The organism is Bacillus sp. Marseille-P3661 (assembly GCF_900240995.1).
Lineage (GTDB): Bacteria > Bacillota > Bacilli > Bacillales > Bacillaceae_J > OESV01.
On record NZ_LT965953.1, the window covers coordinates 38,604 to 58,770 of the forward strand.

General features: G+C 35.9%; 17 protein-coding genes. 15 read left to right on the forward strand and 2 right to left on the reverse strand.

What is annotated here, in order from left to right:
- Positions 1 to 211 precede the first annotated feature (211 nt).
- The 13 genes from C1724_RS00280 to C1724_RS00340 all read left to right on the forward strand — a co-directional run bounded on the left by C1724_RS00280 (position 212) and on the right by C1724_RS00340 (position 13,180).
- Positions 212 to 1,060, forward strand: coding sequence for a MurR/RpiR family transcriptional regulator (locus tag C1724_RS00280; protein WP_102344764.1), 849 nt, complete (start codon positions 212 to 214; stop codon positions 1,058 to 1,060).
- A gap of 498 nt (positions 1,061 to 1,558) precedes the next feature.
- A complete protein-coding gene (locus C1724_RS00285; protein ID WP_102344765.1) occupies positions 1,559 to 2,668 on the forward strand; it encodes a hypothetical protein in 1,110 nt (369 codons plus the stop codon).
- A 59-nt stretch (positions 2,669 to 2,727) separates the two neighbouring features.
- Positions 2,728 to 3,717, forward strand: coding sequence for a tripartite tricarboxylate transporter substrate binding protein (locus C1724_RS00290; RefSeq protein ID WP_102344766.1), 990 nt, complete (start codon positions 2,728 to 2,730; stop codon positions 3,715 to 3,717).
- 144 nt (positions 3,718 to 3,861) lie between these two features.
- Positions 3,862 to 4,335 (forward strand): tripartite tricarboxylate transporter TctB family protein, encoded by a 474-nt coding sequence (locus C1724_RS00295; RefSeq protein ID WP_180994066.1) that lies wholly within the window; start codon positions 3,862 to 3,864, stop codon positions 4,333 to 4,335.
- Between the two features lie 14 nt (positions 4,336 to 4,349).
- Positions 4,350 to 5,873 (forward strand): tripartite tricarboxylate transporter permease, encoded by a 1,524-nt coding sequence (locus tag C1724_RS00300; protein ID WP_102344768.1) that lies wholly within the window; start codon positions 4,350 to 4,352, stop codon positions 5,871 to 5,873.
- Between the two features lie 240 nt (positions 5,874 to 6,113).
- On the forward strand, positions 6,114 to 6,800 hold the full coding sequence (locus C1724_RS00305; RefSeq protein WP_180994067.1) for an RraA family protein: 687 nt from the start codon (positions 6,114 to 6,116) through the stop codon (positions 6,798 to 6,800).
- A gap of 89 nt (positions 6,801 to 6,889) precedes the next feature.
- The gene (locus C1724_RS00310) at positions 6,890 to 7,780 is read left to right on the forward strand and encodes a DUF1932 domain-containing protein (RefSeq protein ID WP_102344769.1); all 891 of its coding nucleotides are present in this window, start codon (positions 6,890 to 6,892) and stop codon (positions 7,778 to 7,780) included.
- A gap of 356 nt (positions 7,781 to 8,136) precedes the next feature.
- Positions 8,137 to 9,303 (forward strand): MFS transporter, encoded by a 1,167-nt coding sequence (locus C1724_RS00315; RefSeq protein WP_102344770.1) that lies wholly within the window; start codon positions 8,137 to 8,139, stop codon positions 9,301 to 9,303.
- Positions 9,304 to 9,462: 159 nt separating this feature from the next.
- A complete protein-coding gene (locus C1724_RS00320; protein WP_102344771.1) occupies positions 9,463 to 9,957 on the forward strand; it encodes a CBO0543 family protein in 495 nt (164 codons plus the stop codon).
- Between the two features lie 214 nt (positions 9,958 to 10,171).
- Positions 10,172 to 10,660, forward strand: a complete 489-nt coding sequence (locus C1724_RS00325) for a CBO0543 family protein (RefSeq protein WP_102344772.1) — start codon at positions 10,172 to 10,174, stop codon at positions 10,658 to 10,660.
- 138 nt (positions 10,661 to 10,798) lie between these two features.
- A complete protein-coding gene (locus tag C1724_RS00330; RefSeq protein WP_102344773.1) occupies positions 10,799 to 11,158 on the forward strand; it encodes a PilZ domain-containing protein in 360 nt (119 codons plus the stop codon).
- 292 nt (positions 11,159 to 11,450) lie between these two features.
- The gene (locus C1724_RS00335; protein WP_102344774.1) at positions 11,451 to 12,218 is read left to right on the forward strand and encodes a TerC family protein; all 768 of its coding nucleotides are present in this window, start codon (positions 11,451 to 11,453) and stop codon (positions 12,216 to 12,218) included.
- Between the two features lie 494 nt (positions 12,219 to 12,712).
- Positions 12,713 to 13,180 carry a DUF2062 domain-containing protein gene (locus C1724_RS00340; RefSeq protein ID WP_102344775.1) on the forward strand — a complete coding sequence of 156 codons (468 nt, stop codon included), beginning with the start codon at positions 12,713 to 12,715 and terminating at the stop codon, positions 13,178 to 13,180.
- Between the two features lie 128 nt (positions 13,181 to 13,308).
- Here C1724_RS00340 and C1724_RS00345 read toward each other — a convergent pair whose 3' ends face one another.
- Together C1724_RS00345 and C1724_RS00350 are read right to left on the reverse strand one after the other, a co-directional pair.
- The gene (locus C1724_RS00345) at positions 13,309 to 14,061 is read right to left on the reverse strand and encodes a hypothetical protein (protein ID WP_102344776.1); all 753 of its coding nucleotides are present in this window, start codon (positions 14,059 to 14,061) and stop codon (positions 13,309 to 13,311) included.
- A 287-nt stretch (positions 14,062 to 14,348) separates the two neighbouring features.
- Complete coding sequence (locus tag C1724_RS00350; RefSeq protein WP_180994068.1) at positions 14,349 to 17,102, reverse strand: outer membrane protein assembly factor BamB family protein; 2,754 nt, start codon at positions 17,100 to 17,102, stop codon at positions 14,349 to 14,351.
- A 426-nt stretch (positions 17,103 to 17,528) separates the two neighbouring features.
- Between C1724_RS00350 and C1724_RS00355 the strand changes: the two genes are divergently transcribed.
- The gene (locus C1724_RS00355) at positions 17,529 to 18,704 is read left to right on the forward strand and encodes a KamA family radical SAM protein (protein ID WP_102344778.1); all 1,176 of its coding nucleotides are present in this window, start codon (positions 17,529 to 17,531) and stop codon (positions 18,702 to 18,704) included.
- Between the two features lie 662 nt (positions 18,705 to 19,366).
- Positions 19,367 to 20,146 (forward strand): REP-associated tyrosine transposase, encoded by a 780-nt coding sequence (locus C1724_RS00360; protein ID WP_102344779.1) that lies wholly within the window; start codon positions 19,367 to 19,369, stop codon positions 20,144 to 20,146.
- Positions 20,147 to 20,167 lie beyond the last annotated feature (21 nt).

Consider the following 20,167-nt stretch of genomic DNA (forward strand, 5'->3'; position numbering starts at 1 on the left):
GTATTTTGGTAGCTTTTTAAACATCATCCCCAAACGTAATCGATAACTATTCGATAGTTCCTCAAACAAGTCAACCACTATGAGGGTATACAGCATAGGACTTTAATTTCCTGCATTAAAGTGATAATATGATATAACATGGAAGTAATAATTTTTTCAGGTAATATTAAGTGATGAAATTTATATATTATTTTTAATTAGGAGAACTATGATGGAAAATCCTATATCAAAATTACAAAACAAAATATCAAGTCTAACGGAATCGCAGCGAAAAGTAGCTGACTATATACTAAAGAAACCTATGGATGTAGCCTTTTTAACAGTGGATCAACTTGCCGGGATTGTTGGAACGAGTACGACCACAATTATGAGATTAACATATAGTTTAGGTTATTCAGGATACACGGAGTTTCAAAAAGGTTTGCAGGAACAATTTCGAAACCAAGCTGCTCCTCATAGTCGCTTAGAGGCTAATTTAAAAGATCTTAAACCAAATGATTTGTGGACCAATTATGTTGAACACCAGGTTAACACTATTCAATCTACAGTGGATATGATTCCGCCTGATGTTCTAGATAAAGCAATAGAAATGATCATCTCAGCCGAGCGAATCCATTGTACCAGTGTAAGAAGTGGCTTGCCGGTTAGTCAATATTTGACTCACGGTCTTACTCGTTTACTGGGGAATTGTGATATGATCATAGCAGACCTTAGTGATTGGATTGATAAAGTAGTAAGTTTTACATCCTCAGACTTAATTATTGTAACTACGTATCCAAGGTATGCTAGGAGAATTATCGAGTTTGTTAGTAGAGCTAAGGAAAATGGTGCAAAGGTAATTTCGATTACTGATAATTACTCATCACCTATAGTAAAGTATTCAGATTTAATCATACCAGCTAGCTCAAATAGTATTGCTTTTCATAATACAGTGGTCCCAGCTATGTTTGTTGTGGATTATATTATCAGTGCGGTTGCTATCAATTATCCAGAAAGAACAAAGCAACGTCTTGATAAAATTAATTCGATACTTACAGATATGAACTACCACTTTGATTAAACTAATAAGGTGTAAAAATAAGAACTCTGAATTTAAAATTCGAGTTTACTTGTTTTCACACCTTATTTTTTTTAACAAGTTCAACTTTTTAAATAGTATAAAAATTCATTTGATTTTCAAAAAAAATAATGTTACCATATCAAATATAAGGTAGTAAAAAATATTACAAAGTCGATATTAGTTGTTATTTTTACTACATTGATCCAAACATACTTTCACACCTTTAGCTTAGCTTAGATGCATATGTAGATTATTTATTTTTTTAAAGTGTTTTGAAAACGTATTCAGTGATTGATCTTATAAAAATTGATATTGAAAGTATGGTTATAATAAAAATAAACAGTGGAGGGTGAGAAATTATCAAAACTTAAACTTAAGATAATTAGAAAGTAGAACCTTGGATAAATGAGTTGTTTTTTTATCTAAAGTTATTGAAATACTAGAAAACAATCTTAGGTAAATGAAAGCTTTCCTTAAAAAAAGAATGAGGTGAATGATATGGGAATATGGCGTTTTTATGGTGGTTTAATTTGGACTAAAGAAGGCGGACTTAAATCAAATCACTCCTTTGATATGAATGTATCAAACGAACCAGATAAAGAAATATATCTTCCTGAACAAAGTATGCTTTTACCAGGTCTTATTGACTTTCATTGTCATTTATGGGCTCCTGGTGCATCAGTGGCGGTTACGGATACTGAGTATTTATCATCTGGAGTAGTTGCTGTTGGTGATGCTGGAACTTTTGGATATGATGGTTGGGACAATGCTGATCGTTTATGGCAAAGTAGCTCTTTGAATGTACGTTCATGGTTATCAGTGCTCCCTGAGGGGCTAACCATTCATCCGAATCCCAATCCAACTAAGCCTGAAAATATATCAATGGAGCTTCTTTTGAAGACAGCTGATTATGCTGGAGATAGATTATTAGGTTATAAGGTTCGTTTAGGGCAGGTTGATGAAAAAACTGATCGTGGGCTATTAAATGTTGCTAGGGAAGCTGCTGAGAAAAGCAACTTAAAGGTAATGGTACATTTAACGGATACATTTTTATCAATTGAAGAAGTTGTCGAAATCTTACGTCCTGGAGATGTATTGACACACCCTTACCATGGAAATCGTGGAAATATTCTTAATGAACAAGGTAAGGTTTCAAGTGCATTTAAAACAGCTGTTGAGAACGGATTGTTATTAGATATTGGACAAGGTAGCAAGCACTTTTCATGGAAAGTATTCAAGCAGGCTGTGTTAGATGAAGGTATAAAGCCGCATACTATTAGTAGTGATATTGTAAGAAACACATGGAAAAAGGAACCGGTAAAGGATATGAGTTATATTATATCTAGATTTATTGGGGCAGGTTTATCGAAGGAAGAAGTCATCAATGCAACATTAGCAAATTCTGCTGATTTTATGGGGATAGAGCTTAATCAAGCAAACAACCTTGTAGTTTTACAACCCGTATTATCTGATATTGAGTACTTAGATTCTGAGGGTGGATCTATTCATAGTAATATACGTTATGATTTAACGGTTAATATTCATAACCAGCGATCCATTTATATCGATCATTCCATCGATAAAAAGAATACAACAATATTGTCTTAGTATGTAATAAATGCAATCATGCCATTTTAACCTTTCATATAAAAAAGGAGGATCTATCAATGAAAAAACTAGTAAGTGTATTCATTTCAGTTCTTGTTATTTTATCGTTAGTAGCTTGTAGCGGGGGAAATGCATCTAGCAATGAAAGTACAGACAAAGATGTATACCCGAATAAGTCCATTAATTTAATCGTTTCCTTTGCTGCAGGTGGTGGTATGGATACTGGAGCACGTATACTTGCTCCATACTTGGAAAAAGAATTAGGTGTAACAGTTAATGTTGTAAATAAGCCTGGTGCAGGAGGATGGGTTGGTTGGGCAGAAGTCGCCAATGCTGAGCCTGACGGATATACAATAGGTTATCTAGGAACTCCCAATTTTGTAACTGGTTATTTAGATCCGAAGGTAAAGCGTGACCAAAGTATTGATAGTTTTGATTTGATTGGTAAACATGTGCAAGATCCAGGTGTTATTGCCATCCGTACAGCTGAAGACCGATTTAGTACGATTGAGGAACTAATGGAATATGCAAAAGAAAATGAGTTGACAGCAACTTCGACAGGTGTTGGAAGTGATGATCACATTGCCACACTTTCAATTAATAAAAAGTTTGGTACAAAATTCACACCAGTCCACAATGAAGGGTCTGCAAAGTCAGTGTCTGCAGCTTTAGGCGGTCATGTGGATGTATTATTTGGAAATGTTGGAGAAGTAACTAGTTTGCAAGAAAACGGGGAAATGAAAGTTCTAGCTGTGTTAGCAGAAGAAAGATCTCCGTTTTTACCGGATGTTCCTACATTTAGTGAAGCAGGTTTCGAAGGTGTAACATCCGCTCCTTCTAGAGGATTCGCTACACCTAAGGGCATGGACCCAGAAAAGCTAGAAACTCTTCGTGTGGCATTTGAAAAAGCGATTACAAACCAAGAACACATAGATAGCCAAGCTGATTCAGGTCTTCAGGTAGAATATAAACCAGCAGATGAATATAAGCAAGAATTAAAGAATATTGAAGCTGGTTTAAAAGAAATAAGTGACATGCTTGGATGGTAATCATTAATTCAGCTAAACAAGTTGTTCGCCAGCTTACAAATATTAAGAGGAAATAGGGCAAAATCTAAGATTCTAACTAAATATAGACTATCATTATCGATCGAATAAACTTATTCGATCGATAATATCTTAGGAGGTCAAGCTGTGAGTGGAAAAGTGCATCATGATGTTTTCATAGGTATCGTTATTATTTTATTATCGATCGTATTGTACACTAAAACCTTTGAATTTATAGGGGAGGCTGCATTATTCCCTAGGGCACTTCTCATTTTATTTGCGATCTTTGCTGTTTACTTAATTTATAACGGTTTAAAGAAAACAAAACAAATGAGAGAAGGAGTAGAAGTTATTTATGATGGTGAAGAGGAGCAGCTAACGTTTTCTCTTATTGCATCACCTATGTGTACACTGGGTATTGTTATTGTTTATGTTGCTTTAATAAATATAATTGGATTTTTCCCATCAACTATTCTATTTATTATCTCTTTTTTATGGTATATGGGTGTGAAAAATTGGAAGGTATACTTAGTGACCTCAATAGGATTAAATCTATTTATTTATATACTATTTGTTTTACAGCTGAATGTTCAACTTCCCTTAGGAATATTTTTTAGCTAGAAAAGGAGGCAGCTATGGAAGTAGGAATTTTGTCCCAAGTCTTCTCACAACTATTCACAATACAAACATTGTTTGCACTAGTTTTAGGTGTTATTGGGGGAATTATAATAGGTTCATTGCCTGGGCTAAGCGCTACGATGGCTATTGCGCTACTTATCCCGATAACATTTGGAATGGATCCAGTTTCAGGGCTAACATTACTGACAGCAATTTATACATCTGCTATATATGGTGGATCTATTTCAGCCATTCTTATTCATACTCCAGGAACGCCATCGTCAGCTGCTACAAGTCTTGATGGATATAAAATGACGTTAAATGGACAAGGAGCAAAAGCGCTTGGTATATCTGCAATTTCATCAACGATTGGCGGATTTATTAGTGCAGTCGCTCTTCTCTTTTTGGCACCACCGCTTTCGAAAATTTCCTTAATGTTTAGTTCTCCAGAATATTTTTTAATAGCTATATTTGGATTAACTATCATTGCAAGTGTGGCTGCAGATTCCTTAGCGAAGGGGCTTATTGGAGGGATTTTTGGATTATTAATTGGAACAGTGGGGATTGATCTTTTAACGGGGTATCCTAGATTCACCTTTGGATTTACATCTTTAGAATCAGGTGTTTCAATTATTCCAGCCATGATAGGTTTGTTTTCATTATCGCAAGTTATGATTCAAACAGAAAAACGTAAAAAGAAAGCAACTCATAAAAAAATGGGAGCAGTTAAAGGTAGAACATTGCCTACTTTAAAGGAATTCAAGCAAATTTTTGCGACTATAATTGGATCATCAGGTATTGGTACCTTTGTTGGTATGCTACCAGGTGCTGGCGGAGATATTGCAGCCTGGGTAAGTTATAATGAGGCAAAACGTTTTTCTAAAAATAAAGATAAATTTGGAAAAGGCCATATAGAAGGGGTTGCTGCACCAGAGGCGGCTAATAATGCGGTGACAGGTGGTTCATTAATTCCCTTATTAACGCTGGGTATTCCGGGTAACGTTCCGACAGCCGTTTTATTAGGTGGATTAATGGTTCAAGGTTTAGTTCCAGGGCGTGAATTATTTACAACGCATGCTAGCATTACTTATTCTATTATTTTCGGATTTATTATCGCTAATATATTAATGGGGATTATAGGGATACTTGGAGCGAAATATTTTGTTAAAGTATCAGGTGTTTCAGAGCGAATATTAGCACCGATCATTATCGGTTTTTGTGTCGTCGGTTCCTATGCAATTAGTAATAATATGTTTGATGTTTGGATTATGGTTGTTTTTGGGTTAATTGGATATATTATTCGAAAAACTGGATTCCATCCTGCACCCATTATTTTAGGAATCATCCTTGGTCCAATAGCTGAAAGTGGTTTTAGACAATCTCTCGTGATGGCTAAAGGAGATATTTTATCATATTACTTTTCCCGTCCGATTTCAGTTGTCTTAATTATTTTGGTGGTCTTAGCAATCGTTTCCCCTATGTTTATTAAGTGGATTCAGAAAAAAAATGCTACGTTAAATCAACAAAAAGAGATCATTTAGTACTCATGGGTTACGGATTATACTGAGAGGTTTACTGTTACTGATATCTGTGTAATTTGTACCCATTAGCCTACTTAACAATTAACAGTAAAATAAGTATTGTTATGGCTTTGGCAGAAATGGGCGTTACTATACTCTTGTCTATGGTGTAATATTTATTACATTATGTTATTATGTGGTTATATTTACTACGATGATGCAGATTGAACTTTGATCAAGCGATTAAAAGGAGTGGAGAAAATGATAAATGATTTACCAACGCTTTTATCAGATGAAATAATTAAAAGGGCGAAAAGCCTTAATACTACTGTTATATCTGACGTAATGGGATGTACAGGGGCTATGGATTATCAAATAAAACCAGTAGCAACAGGAATGAAAGTTGTTGGGACTGCACAAACGGTTAGTATGAGACCTGGTGATAATTTATTTCTTCATCAAGCCATTCATTCTGGAAAAAAAGGTTATGTCATAATAGCTGACGGAAAGGGCCATACTCAAAATGCGTACTTGGGTGAATTAATGGCTGGAGCGGCAAGGGCAAAAGGGCTTGAGGGAATCGTAATCGACGGCCTTGTACGTGATAAGGAGGCGCTAACGGAGTTAGGTTTTCCTATTTTTGCAAAAGGATTTATTCCCAATGGACCTTTTAAAGATGGCCCTGGGGAGTTGAATAGACCGGTTTCTTGTGGAGGGGTTCAAGTACAACCGGGTGATTTAATAGTGGGTGACGATGACGGTGTGATTGTTGTTCCAGTATATATGATTGAAGAAATACTTACTAAAGCCGAAAAGAAACTAGATTATGAGGAACAACGCATAAAAACGATCAAAGATTATGAGGAAAAAGTAAAGCAAGGATTAAGTCCAGATCATTCTCTAGAACCTTCTTGGTTAAAGGAAAGTATGAAATCTTTTGGTTTATAAGAGCTTGGAGATTAATAGATTTAAGTAATATGGCTTGCGAGAATAAATATATTGTGATTTTTAAATAGCAAAGGTGGGGGTATTAGATTATGAAAGTAGGATTTATTGGTTTCGGAGAAGTTGGGTTTGAAATGTCCCAAGGTTTACTTGGAGATGGTGTGAAAGAAATATTCGCTTTTGACCCGCTGTACGATCGGGACTTTGTAAAAGAAAGAGCAAAAGTGGCAGGAGTAAATTTAGTAACAAGCCCAGAGCTAGTACTACAATCTGAAGTTGATGTTGTTATTGTTGCAGTACCTGCTCATCATGCTAAAAATGCTTGGGAGAATATTTATAAGTACCTAAATGATACGATACTATGTATAGATGTTTCAACAGCTAGTGCTAATGAAAAGACTGAAATTTATGAAAGCACATTAGGGGAAAATAAGAAGTTTGTTGACGCGGCATTAATGGGTCCTCTTTCAGTTCATAAACACCGAGTTCCGATTATCGCTAGTGGAAATGGTGTAGATGATTTCATAGAATTAATGAGTCCATATAATATGAATATTGAGAAGGTAAGTGAAATACCTGGGGATGCAACCAATATAAAGTTTACAAGAAGTATCTTTATGAAAGGGATCTCAGCTCTTTTATCTGAAGTATTAGAGGTAGCTGAAAAGCTCAACATTGGTGATCGTGTATTAAGTTCAATATCAAAGACAATGGATGAAAAGCCATTTGAACAAATCATTAATAGGTTAATTACAGGAACAGCTATACACTCCGGCAGACGAGTTGTAGAAATGGAAAATGTAATTCAGTTATTAGAGGAAAACAACAAAGAACCGATCATGACCTTAGCTACCAAGGAGAAACTAATAGCCATTACAGAACATGGATTAAGAGAAAAATTTAATAATAAAACACCAGATAACTGGAAACAAGTAATTGAAGAAATGAATAAAAAGGAAATTGAGACAAATAAAAGTGTTTAGAGAAAACAAACGATTTCTTTTCAAAAGTGAATAAGTTTACTTTACAAGCCGGTTTATTTGAATATAACTTTAAGAGATTTATAGGCACAAACCATCTTTCCCACCAATTGTATGGGAAAGTATGCATAAATATAAGATGACATGGAACCTCCACGGGCATGATAGATATTGCAAAAAACAGAAAGGAATTTTGGATCTGTTATCAAACCTATCATGCCCCCTCATGCGTACAATAATTTCCTTCTTACACTATAGTGAAGTGGTTAAAAACTTAAAGATATAGAACGCTGGAATAAATTGTGCTTTTTTACCCTGAAAACAATGGAGGAGTTTAGTATATTTAAAGGAGAAGAGTGATGAGGAAAAATTACAACTCATATTTAATTTTTACTTCTACTTCTTTATTTTTGTTTAGTATAGCAGGTAGTAGGCCGTTAATTCCTTTGTTCTCGAGTCAATTAGGTGCTAATAATGTGCAAATAGGGTTAATAGTATCGCTATTTTCTTTATTACCGTTGTTTTTATCGATAAAGTTAGGAAAAGTAGTTGATAGAGTTGGTAGTAAAGTCCCCCTTGCAATTGGCATAACACTGGGCGGTTTTTCCCTTGGTGTACCTTGGTTTTTTCATGGGTTGGGGGGAATATATGTATCGCAAATATTATCTGGATTTTCACAAGTACTCTATGTGATCTCGATGCAGGCATACATAGGGGGTTTTAGCAAAAGCAAAGTGCGCAATCATTACATTAATATATTTAGTGTTAGTGTTGCATTTGGTAGTTTTATTGGGCCGCTTATTAGTGGCTTTTTTTCTGAAAATGTTGGCTACTCCATGACTTTAGCATTGTTAGGATTCATTTTGTTACTGTCTTCACCTTTGAGTTTATTATTCAAAAAAAAGAGTTTAAAAGGTAATTTAGAGCGTAAAGAGGAAAAAAATAAATCGATTGATTTGTTGTCTATCCCGGGATTAAGGAAGGCTTTCTTAATTAGCGCCATTGTTCTGTTGTCTAAAGATATTTATATTGCATTTTTTCCATTACTCGCAGAAAGTAAAGGTATTTCGACTTCAGTGATTGGTTTAATTATTGCTGTAAATTCATTAGCAGGTATTTTTATAAGAGTTATCCTCCCTTTGCTAGTACAAAGATTTAATCAAAGTTTCATTATTACTATTTCAATTATTGCTGTTGGATTCATTTATCTTTTAAATCCGTTGTTTAGCAATGAATATATTTTAGGCGCCCTTTCTTTTATTCTGGGTCTATGTATGGGAGTAGGACAACCTCTTTCCATATCGAGTAGTATATCATTGCTGCCTGATCGAAGGGTAGGAGAAGGTTTAGGGTTAAGATTGTCTATAAACAAGTTCACTCAAGTCATAGTACCGGTTTTTTTAGGACTAGCATCTTCTGTTGTTGGTATAGGTGGCGTTTTTTATTTATCAGGATTATTAATAATTACAAGTAGTATAGAACCAAAAAGGGTATTGGGCCAAAGGGACAGGTCTGGTGGTTGTTGAACAAATAGCCAAGGGACCTGTCCCACTGGACCAGAACAAATAGCCAAGGGACCTGGATCACTGGATCCTGAATAAAAATCTTTGCGTCCGCAAATAACTACTTTTAGAGTACTTTAGAATATACAAAATATGTCCTAAAAGGGCCTAAAGGTGATAAATATGACATACAAAAAGGAAAAAATAATTGAACTTTCTTCATGGGTTGCTATGGTTATTTTGTTAATTAAATTTATACCAAAAAATAAATTACGTGAGGCACATCTAGCTTTTTTGTTTAAACAGCTTATTACTTGGCTATTCGGTTTAATTGTGGTGGAAAATGGAAATATTAGCTACCCGTTTCGAACCTTTTTTAAGAAATCAATTAAAAGCAGCTTTACGTTTGAATACTTTGTTTTTCCAGGAATGTGTGCATTGTTTAATGCTCATTATCCCGAGAAAAGAAGTAAATATTTCAAGACATTTTATTATATAGTCTATACTTCTGTGATTGTTTTCCTTGAGGTCATTGCTCTTAGATTCACAAAATTAATTCATTATGAAAACTGGAAATGGTATTGGAGCTTTGTGAGTATTTGGTTTTCATATTACCTTTCTCGAATGTACCAAGTGTGGTTTTTTAAAGATAAAAAGAAAAAATTTTTTGAAGTTTAGGATTATCAAATAAAAATGCTGTTAGTTGTTTTTTTATTAAAATAAAATGTGAAATATTGCACTTGTTAGATTGGACCAGTACTGTCTTCGGTTACTTGGTGTTGCTCAAGTACTTATTAAAATTAGACCCAGATTCAGTTTGAATAAACCGGCATTTATGTGGAAAATTAATTTTAAATGCGTCTCTTTTGCGCGTTAAAGTGGAGGTGTGTTAATGAAACAACAATTTGAAAAAAATGCGCTTAGATTTTTATTTGTAATCGGATTAATTAGCTTTTTAAATCTTGTCAGAAAGCCGCCAACTAAAGATTGGATCATAATTTTTTTGTTTAAAGGGTTTCTTTCTTCAATCCTAGATAATTTAGTTGTTAGTAAGGGCTATATTAAATATCCGGTAAAAATATTTAAAACATTTGATATTAGCTTTATATTTGATTATCTTCTCTATCCAGTAACTTGTATTTACTATAACCAAATCACAAAAAACTCCACTATACCTGGAATTTTCATGAAAACGTTTTATTTTAGCATTCCAATGACTTTAATCGAATATTTTCTTGAAAAAAAGACTCAATTAATTAATTTTAAAAAGGGTTGGACAATAAAAACAAGTTTCTATAGCCTGACCGTAACATTCTTAATTTCACGTACTTTCATTGCAATAATAAGGAAAGCAAATAATAAACCTGTTCCAGAAAATTAATGGTATTATTTTTATGTTGTTTAACTAGATCTTTTGCCCTAATTTCGGTCTGAGTTTTTTCAAAATTCATAGTATTTTTTACCCAATATACAGTATTTGTTGTAATATATATTCAACATAACTAAAGGGGTAAATATAATGAATCGTAGAAATGAACCGTTTAGGGTCCTAATGGAGCCGCCTTTAAATTGCCAATTTCAAATCGTTTATGTTAATGGCAAATTCATAAATAGTTCTATCGGTAGTTGTGAGATCTTAGATATAAGTCCTGGCGGCTTAAAAATAAAATCAAGTCTAAATTTATATCTAGAAAAAGAACTAAAGCTAAAGTTATCTTTTAACATTGACTCCAATTTTATTTCTCAACAAGGTCAACCTCTATGGATTAAGCGATATGGAAATTACTTTTTATATGGTGTAAAGCTTGAACAAACCGGAGATGAGAAGGAACTCATAATAAATTCGCTAAAAGTTTATTCTAGAACTAAAAAACGATAATTGGAGCACGTGGAGCACGGGGGTAACACGGGGACGGTTCTCGTGATTGCAACAGGTTTGTGAGGGAAATGGTTTTGCGTTTTTGTAAAAAGCATTGTGCAGGGAAAATGGTTTGCGTGCTTGTGTTTAGCTTACCATTTGAGAGCAAATCGCCCCTCCAAAAATTTTTGGGGTGGAAATATATTACAAACCTATTAAAGTATCTTCTACAAGGATTACCTGCGGCTTAATGGGAAATTCTAATGGTAGCGCAACTTATAATTAATTTTAGTTTTAGAAAGGGGAGAAGTGGATGGAGTCAATATGGCTAGAGTATGCTTGGGCATTGTTAATTCTAATTGGATTAGAAGGACTGTTATCGGCAGACAATGCTCTTGTACTAGCGGTTATAGCCAAGCATTTACCCGAAGATCAGAAAAGAAAAGCGATAAATTATGGTATCATTATGGCTTTCGTCTTTCGATTTGGCGCTCTATTTGCCATTTCTTTTATTGCAAACGTTTGGCAAATACAGGCAGTAGGAGCAGCGTATCTCTTATACTTAGGATTGAAACATGTTATTCAGGCACGTTTCGGAGCTAAGAATGAGGATATCCATAAGGACGATGAAATGGAAGCAGCTGGTAAAGGTTTCTGGCCGACTGTAGGGAAGATTGCGCTAGCTGACCTCGCTTTTGCAGTGGATTCAATACTAGCAGCGGTTGCTCTTGCCCTCGGTCTTCCAGATTCACCGCTCGGCAATTTTGGCGGTATGGATGCTGGGAAGTTTATTGTTGTAGTGCTTGGGGGTATTGCAGGTCTTATCTTAATTAAGTTTGCAGCTACTTGGTTTGTTCAACTTCTTGCAAAACGCCCAGCGCTGGAAACAACAGCATATGCGATTGTTGCCTGGGTTGGTGTCAAACTTGCTGTCATTACCCTTGCCCATGAGGATATTGGTGTTTTAGATCATCACTTTCCACACAGTACCGTATGGACTGTGATCTTCTACGGAGTATTAGTCGGAATTGCTCTAATCGGTTGGTTTGCACCAACTAAAAAGTCAGTTCAAACCACATAGCTCATATGGACGGTTCTCCTGCTGGAGAACCGTTTACTAATAGTGGGAGAATGCCTAAATTTTTTGGTGGGGTTCAGTGAGAGAAGTTATTAGTTGCAGATAAAATAAAAAAGTGGCAGATATCCGAGGCAAAGTTGCCGATATATTTTAAAAGTGGCAGATATAGTATTTTATAGGTAAGATTGAAACTCATCGGAACCCCTTTTGTACGGGGCGAGACTTCAATCCAAAATTTTGCGAAGGCACAACTAGCGATAATTTACTAGTTGTGCCTTTTCACGTACGAAAATTTTGATTAGTCCCTTAAAAATCGGTCAGTCTTTGTGTTGATAGAGAAAACTAAATTCCTGTACAGAATTTGGTGAAAAAGAAATAGAATTCGCTCAGGTCGATAGATGCTATAATAATAGTAGTGTACTAATAAAGCCCAAAATTAGGAACCATTTCATATAGTAAAGTCCCTCAAGGGCGTGTAAAGAAAGAAGGGATATGCGGTGAAGATAAAGCGACGCGTAAAATACTATCTTTTTCGTTTGTTTCGATTAAAGGCAAGTCCCAAGGAAGTTTCAATTGGGTTGGCTTTAGGCTTTATTCCAAATTGGTTCCCAACATTTGGTATAGGGCCGATAATGTCTATTGGAATTGCTAAGGTTTTTAGGGGAAACTTAATAGCCGCTGTAATTGGGGGAATTATTGGAACTCCGATTTGGCCCATTCTCTTTTATCTAAACTATAGAACGGGTAGTCTATTCTTTAATAAACATAGTAAAGTTGATGAAATAGAGGATGTTGAATATCTAGATGCCGTGAATGATACGGTAGGGAGTCTCCAATCAGGCAGTTTTTTATTTCTATCAGGTGCAATCATTAATGTGTTTATTTCCTCATTAGTAATTTATCTTTTGGTATACATTTTATTTAAAAAGTATCGAGTAACTATTCTGCGGAAATTGAAGTACTGAAACGTTTTTCTGATAGTTTATAATGAAATTCCTATATATAGTAAAAAATGGTACATGGGGACGGTTCTCATGATTTTTGGATTGACTGAATTACCTTAATAAGGAGGGAACCGTCCCCGCATTGAAAACTATTTCTGAGTAATTTCGTTAATAATGTTCTTTAAAACTTTCGTATTTTCTTTTGAGGCTCTAACTAGATCAAAAATGTCAATTGTATCATCTGAATTTAGATCTAGTTGTAATACCTCAATGGTCTGGACCGGTGCGGGTACATCAGCAATAGTTGGTTCAACCACAGTGTTCTGTTCAACTCCGGAAAAAGGCTCAACCTCGTTGTTCGGCTCAACCCCGGAAGAAGTTTCAACCACAGTGTTTAGCTCAACCCCGGAAGAAGTTTCAACCACAGTGTTTAGCTCAACCCCGGAAGAAGTTTCAACCACAGTGTTTAGCTCAACCCCGGAAGAAGTTTCAACCACAGTGTTTAGCTCAACCCCGGAAGAAGGTTCAACCACAGTGTTCGGCTCACCTCCAGAAGAAGGTTCAACCTCGTTGTTCGGCTCAACTCCAGTAGTGGATTCGCTGTCGATAGCTGAATTAACACTCGATTCTGTCTCATCACCAATCCCATCAGCACTTTCAATTGTTGTGGGAGGACAAATAGCTTCTTTTGTATTATCACATAAGCCATTGAGTAGTAGGTCTGTGTCTGCGAATAGTGCAGATTCATTTGTTTCTGCAATATCATTTTGTATGGAAACTTCTCCAAGACTTACAGTTGGATCAATTTTATTAGTTACCTCTTGTTCAGCCAATGTAACACTCGCCGTAAACAAAGTTAATATACAAACAAATATAATGAAAATTAGTCCTAACTTCCTCATTTGTAATACATTCCTCCTTTTTTAAAACATGGGAAAACACGGGGACGGTTCTCGTGATTGGGTTTTTGTGACCAATAATACAGTTACAATAAATTCTATGATTATATATACACTCTTTGTTTTATAATTTTATAGTTTTGCCTGAATAAATATGACTATTACTTTAGGCACGGGGTATCATGAATGAAAAATGCGAGAACATTTCCCAAGTTTCAGGAACAGTTCTCGCATGTTCGAATAGCATAAACTGGAACGGTAACGTCAGAACCGTCCCCATGCCCCTAATGCTATTCTAAAATAATGACATCATCAGCTTTTTCACCATAATATTGTAAAATCCAATCCAACAACTCTGGGGCATCTTTTGCGATTTGTGATATATCATAAATGTCAACCCACCCATCTCCATTTAAATCAGGAGTTAACACTGGTAGTAGATTTGAGTCTCCTTCTGCTTGTATGGCATATAAGTAGCTTGCTTGTAGGCGCTCGTCATTTACACCTGAGTACCCAGCATAAAGTGTGTTATCAGAACCGATTGCCAGATTACTTTTAAAGAGATTGTTGCTATCTAATGGGTAATACCATCGTTCTGTACCATCCTGATATACAGAAGTAATACTAAAAGAATCAATAACGTAAATCATATCGTTTAGATCGATAAGCGGCGATTTAAACGAACTATTGCTATTTCTTCCAACATACTTCCATAGTAACTTTCCATCTGCCGTTATAGCTTTTAGATTATTGTAACTTGTAATATAGATGGTTCCATCTGCTCCAATAGCTGGGGCATGGTCATAGCTTGAAACCCCATCTTTCAATTCCCACTTAATCGTTCCATCCTCGTTAAAATTAATTAAACCTCGTGTTAAGCTACTAACTAATATATTACCGCTCGATGTTATCACTGGAGCATGCTTTAGGAAATAGTCACCAGATTCTTCAAGAGCGTATTTCCATTTTAGCGTACCGTTATTATTAATCGCGTAAAGTTCTCCTGTTGAATTAGCTACATATATCGTGCCGTCTTTGCTGATTGCTGGGGATTGTGAGACCACATCCATACCAACCTGATAGGACCATTTAAACTGACCATCACTAGTCACAGCATATAAAAAGCCGCCATCTCCCATTCCATCGTTGCCGAATGGAAGAATTCCAAAATAAATAGTGCCATCTTCACCGATTGCTGGTGAGGTCATAATAGTCTCAACAGGATGTGCCCATTTTGTAGAGCCATCAGGATTAATTGCAAATAATGTATTATACGTTGCCATATAAATCGTGCCATCGGCGCCGATTACCGGTGAATCTACTATATATGCATCTAAACCAGCTCGCCATTTTTCAGTACCATCTGGATTGACCGCATATAGAAAAGGCCTTCTTGGTAAATAATTATCAATCGTGGCGACATAAATAGTTCCATCAGCTCCAATTACCGGCGAAGTAAATTGATATCCCACCTCAAAATGCTTGGCTGAAATCCATTTCTTTACGGGGTCTTCACCTACTGTAAAACGTGTTTGGCGAGTCCAGTTAAAAGTAGAAGGTTGGAGCGCTCCTTGGTCATAAGCTCCATCTTGAAATCCACTGCTTTGATTATTTTGAGTAAATAGTGGATTTGAAGGGACATTTATTTCAATTTGAGTTATGGTATCTTCAAAAGTTACGGTAATAGTTGCTGTTCCTTCACCAACAGCGATAACTCCGTACTTATTTGCCTTCGCGACGTTTGCATTAGATGATTGAAAAGATACATCTTTCCAAGACGTAATATTAGGCGTTTCTCCACCTGAAAAAATTGCAAAAATATTGACTTTTTCAGAGCCACCTATTGGTAATGTTAGAGTTGGTTGATCTACAACAATACTTGTTGCTTCACCATTAGGACCAATCGCATATAATCCTTTATTATTACCTACATATATTGTTCCGTTTTCTCCGATAGCAGGTGCAGAATATTCAAATTCAGTTTGGACAAACCGATAGTCTTCTTCTGAAAACGTTTCTGAGAGTTTCCATTTGGTTGTACCATCTGAACGGATGGCATAAAAATACCCAAACCCACTTCCTACATATATTGATCCTTCAGTATCGATAATTAAATCCTGTGATATATCGCGGATCGAATAAGTCCATTGAAATTCACCGCTCGTATTTAAAACATATAAACCTGAACTATTTGAATTGATAATATTAACTGGGATGTAAATTAAATTATTAGCGCCAAGAGCGGGATTTCCGATAAATCCACCTCCGGGAGACTGATAAGACCAATTTTCTTCACCATCTGGAGTAAGGGCATACAATGTATCCGTATCAGAAACATAGAGGGTTCCATCGGGTCCTACTGTTGCAGTTGATGGACTATTAGTAAGGCTGAACTCCCATTTTTGGGTACCTTCGGGGCTCAGCGCTTCAAATTTTTGATAACCACCGATATAAATAGTTCCATCAGTAGCCACTATTGGTGAATTACTTATGTTGTAGTAGGAAGGTGTGTATTCCCACTTTTTTATTCCCGTTGAATCCACTGCATAAAGTTTACCGTTTGCCACGATGTAAACTGTTCCGTCGCTAGCAAGAGCGGGTGAGCCATAAAGTACCTTATTTAAATAAACGTTCCACTTCTCATTGCCATCAGGGTCGACTGCATATAAATATCCAGTTGTAGATCCTATGTAGATTGTACCGTCACTACCAATTACAGGTGAGGCACGATAAACACCTCCAATTGGAAATGTCCATTTTTCAGAACCATCAGGGTTCAATGCATAAAGCTTATCAAATGATGCTACATAAAGCGTTCCATCCTCCGCTATGACTGGTGATGTTTCTACTGATCTACCTGTCTTGTAAATCCAATACAAATTAGAATGATCACTACCAATAAACTGAGATTGCTTTGTCCAGTTTGTAGATGTCGGTTGAATAGCATTTAGATCATAACCATCATTCTGATAACCATTCCCTATTGTAAAAGCTACTACATCATCGTTTTTTGCACTAAAAAATATAAAAGCTAATAAAACCAACAGAAAAATCACCCTAAACTTCATCTGATCCCGGATTTGCTCCATATTCCTCACCTATCCTTAGTAAATTAGTACTATATATCGATTATTATAAAAGCTTTCGCAATATTTGGACAGTTATTTTTTTGATACATGGGTGATACATGGGGACGGTTCTCACGGTTCAACTTTTTTGATGGGAATCACGGGGACGGTTCTCACGTTATGGAACTCTATTATAATAGAAAATAGATAATACTAAAGTCTTAAAATAGGAGAACGTTAGAATAGTCGCTAAATGTAATCGCGAGAACCGTCCCCATGTTTACATGTTTGTGCCATATTTGTGAAAGGGCTTGCAATTATGCTTACAGTTATGAGAGTATAATAGAGTGGGGAATTATCCCATTTCATGACAAATCTATCATCTTTGAAGGGAGAGGTTTTATGGCACAGCCCAAGTACATAATGAATCTTGATAAAATTCAAGAAATACCCATGGCTGAAAGAGAGAAACTGAAACAGATTACAGAAAAATATGTATTTCGCGTAAATGACTATTATTTAAGTTTAATTGATTGGAATAATCCGAATGACCCGATTCGAAAGCTTGTCATCCCTAATGAAGGGGAGCTTGAAGAATATGGCCGTTGGGATGCTTCTGATGAAGACACAAACTATGTGGTTCCTGGCTGTCAGCATAAATATTCAACTACAGCTTTGCTGATCGTGTCGGAGGTTTGTGGTGCGTACTGTCGCTATTGTTTTAGAAAACGTCTGTTTAGAAACGACGTAAAAGAAGCGATGAGCGATGTTGAACCAGGTTTGAAGTATATTGAAGAGCACCCAGAAATTAATAATGTGTTATTAACCGGTGGGGATTCTCTTATTTTAGCTACGAAAAAGCTAAGAATGATCATTGAGCGCCTTCGTGCGATTGATCATGTTAAAATTATCCGCTTAGGCTCCAAATTGCCTGTTTTTAATCCGATGCGAATTTATGAGGATGAAGACTTATTAAATTTAATTCGCGAATTTTCCACCCCTGAAAAGCGCATTTATGTAATGGCGCATATTAACCATCCAGTCGAAATTACCGATCAAGCAAGAAAAGGATTCCAGGCTTTACACGATGCGGGAGCGATCGTTGTTAATCAAACGCCTGTTTTAAAAGGCATTAATGATGATCCAGATGTATTAGCGGAGCTCCTTGATAAATTGTCATGGGCTGGCGTTACACCGTACTATTTCTTTGTAAACCGTCCAGTTGCAGGCAATAATGATTTTGTCCTTACGCTGAAAGAGCTATATGACATTGTTGAAAAGGCAAAAGCTAAAACTTCAGGCTTAGGCAAACGAGTCCGTCTATCAATGAGCCATACAAGTGGCAAAATTGAAATTCTAGCAATTGACAATGGAAAAGCCTACTTAAAATATCATCAATCACGCGACAATGAATATGGCAAGTTCATGGTGCTCGACTGTCCTGATCAAGCGGCATGGTTCGATGATCTGCCAGGCAATGAGCAATATTGGACAAAACCTAAGAAAAAAACAGACGAAGTCGTCTCCGTCAACGAACTTCCAGATGTCCCGGTGAAGGAAGTAGTAGGTTCTAAATAGCATTTTATGTGCAAGTGCAAGGGGGGCAACATGGGGACGGTTCTCATGATTAACCCCACCACGTCAATAGCTAAAACCTTATACAAGAAAAACTAAAAATGGAGAGTGGTTCTCGAAGGAACACTGCCACTCTCCATTTTAATTTTTATAGATTTGCCCTTGATAAAATTAGTAATTTACAGCAATTAAACTAGGGGTGCTCATAGGAATCAGTATAAAAAAGTAATGAAAGTAGTCTAAAAGTAGCGTATGATAGGGCATATAGAGATTTACCCTATTAGCTTAATGAATATTTCCAGAGACACCAAACCCTCCAAAAAATCAAAATGTATTTAAGTCAATTTCAGTTAGCTGTCCTCAGTACATGGCTAATTGCCTTAAGCTTTTAGATTAATTCTTCTTATTATCTGTCTACCATTCTTCTAAATCAGGTTACCCATTTATGCACCCTATCACATTACATACATCTATTTTCCACACACCAAAAACAAATGATTCCTTTGTTCTTCTTTTTGATCAAACCTTCTCCCAATCACTATCAAGATCAAGACAGTATTTTCAAGTTCAGAACAAATGTAATAAAGTGTAGAAGAGTCACGAGAACCGTCCCCGTGTTTCCCCCCGTGTTTCCTGAAAATACTCTAAAAGTAGTGGTGATATATATGCCTCGTAAAGCAAGGTTGAAAAGTGGTAGTGGAGTTTACCATGTTATATTAAGAGGTGCAAATCGACAGGAGATTTTCCATGACGATGAAGATTGCATGCAGTTTTTAAATACACTGGAAAGGTATAAAAATGAAACAGAGTTAAAAGTCTATGGTTGGTGCTTAATGAGTAATCATGTTCATCTGCTTTTAAGAGAAGGTAATGAAGAACTCTCTAAAACGATGAAACGAATTGGTGTAAGCTTTGTCCGATACTATAACTGGAAGTACGGAGTAATCGGGCATTTATTTCAAGACCGTTTTAAAAGTGAAAGTGTAGAGACTAGAGAGTATCTATTAACAGTTGTTAGATATATTCATCAAAACCCACTTAAAGCTGGAATAGTCAAAAAGGTTAATGAATGGCGGTGGAGTAGTTGTCATGGATATTATAGTAAAAGTTATTATCCTATGGGATTGCTAGATTATAATTTTATTCTTCAATTTTTTTCCTCAGACCCTTTAATCGCAAAAGAAAGATTCAAAGAATTCAATGAAAGGAATAATAATGATGAATGTTTAGAGGAACGGACTATTATAAAAAGAAGATTAACGGATGAGGAGGCAAGGGAGAAAATAAAAGAGGTACTTGGTGATAATGAGATTACACAAGTAAAAAGCTTACCTAAACTTCAAAGAAATGAACTGCTTCGAAGAGTAAAAGGTATTAATGGGCTTTCACAGCGTCAGACGGCAAGAATATTGGGGGTATCACCCCGTCTAATTTGTAAAGCTTAATATTGGAAACGTGAGAACCGT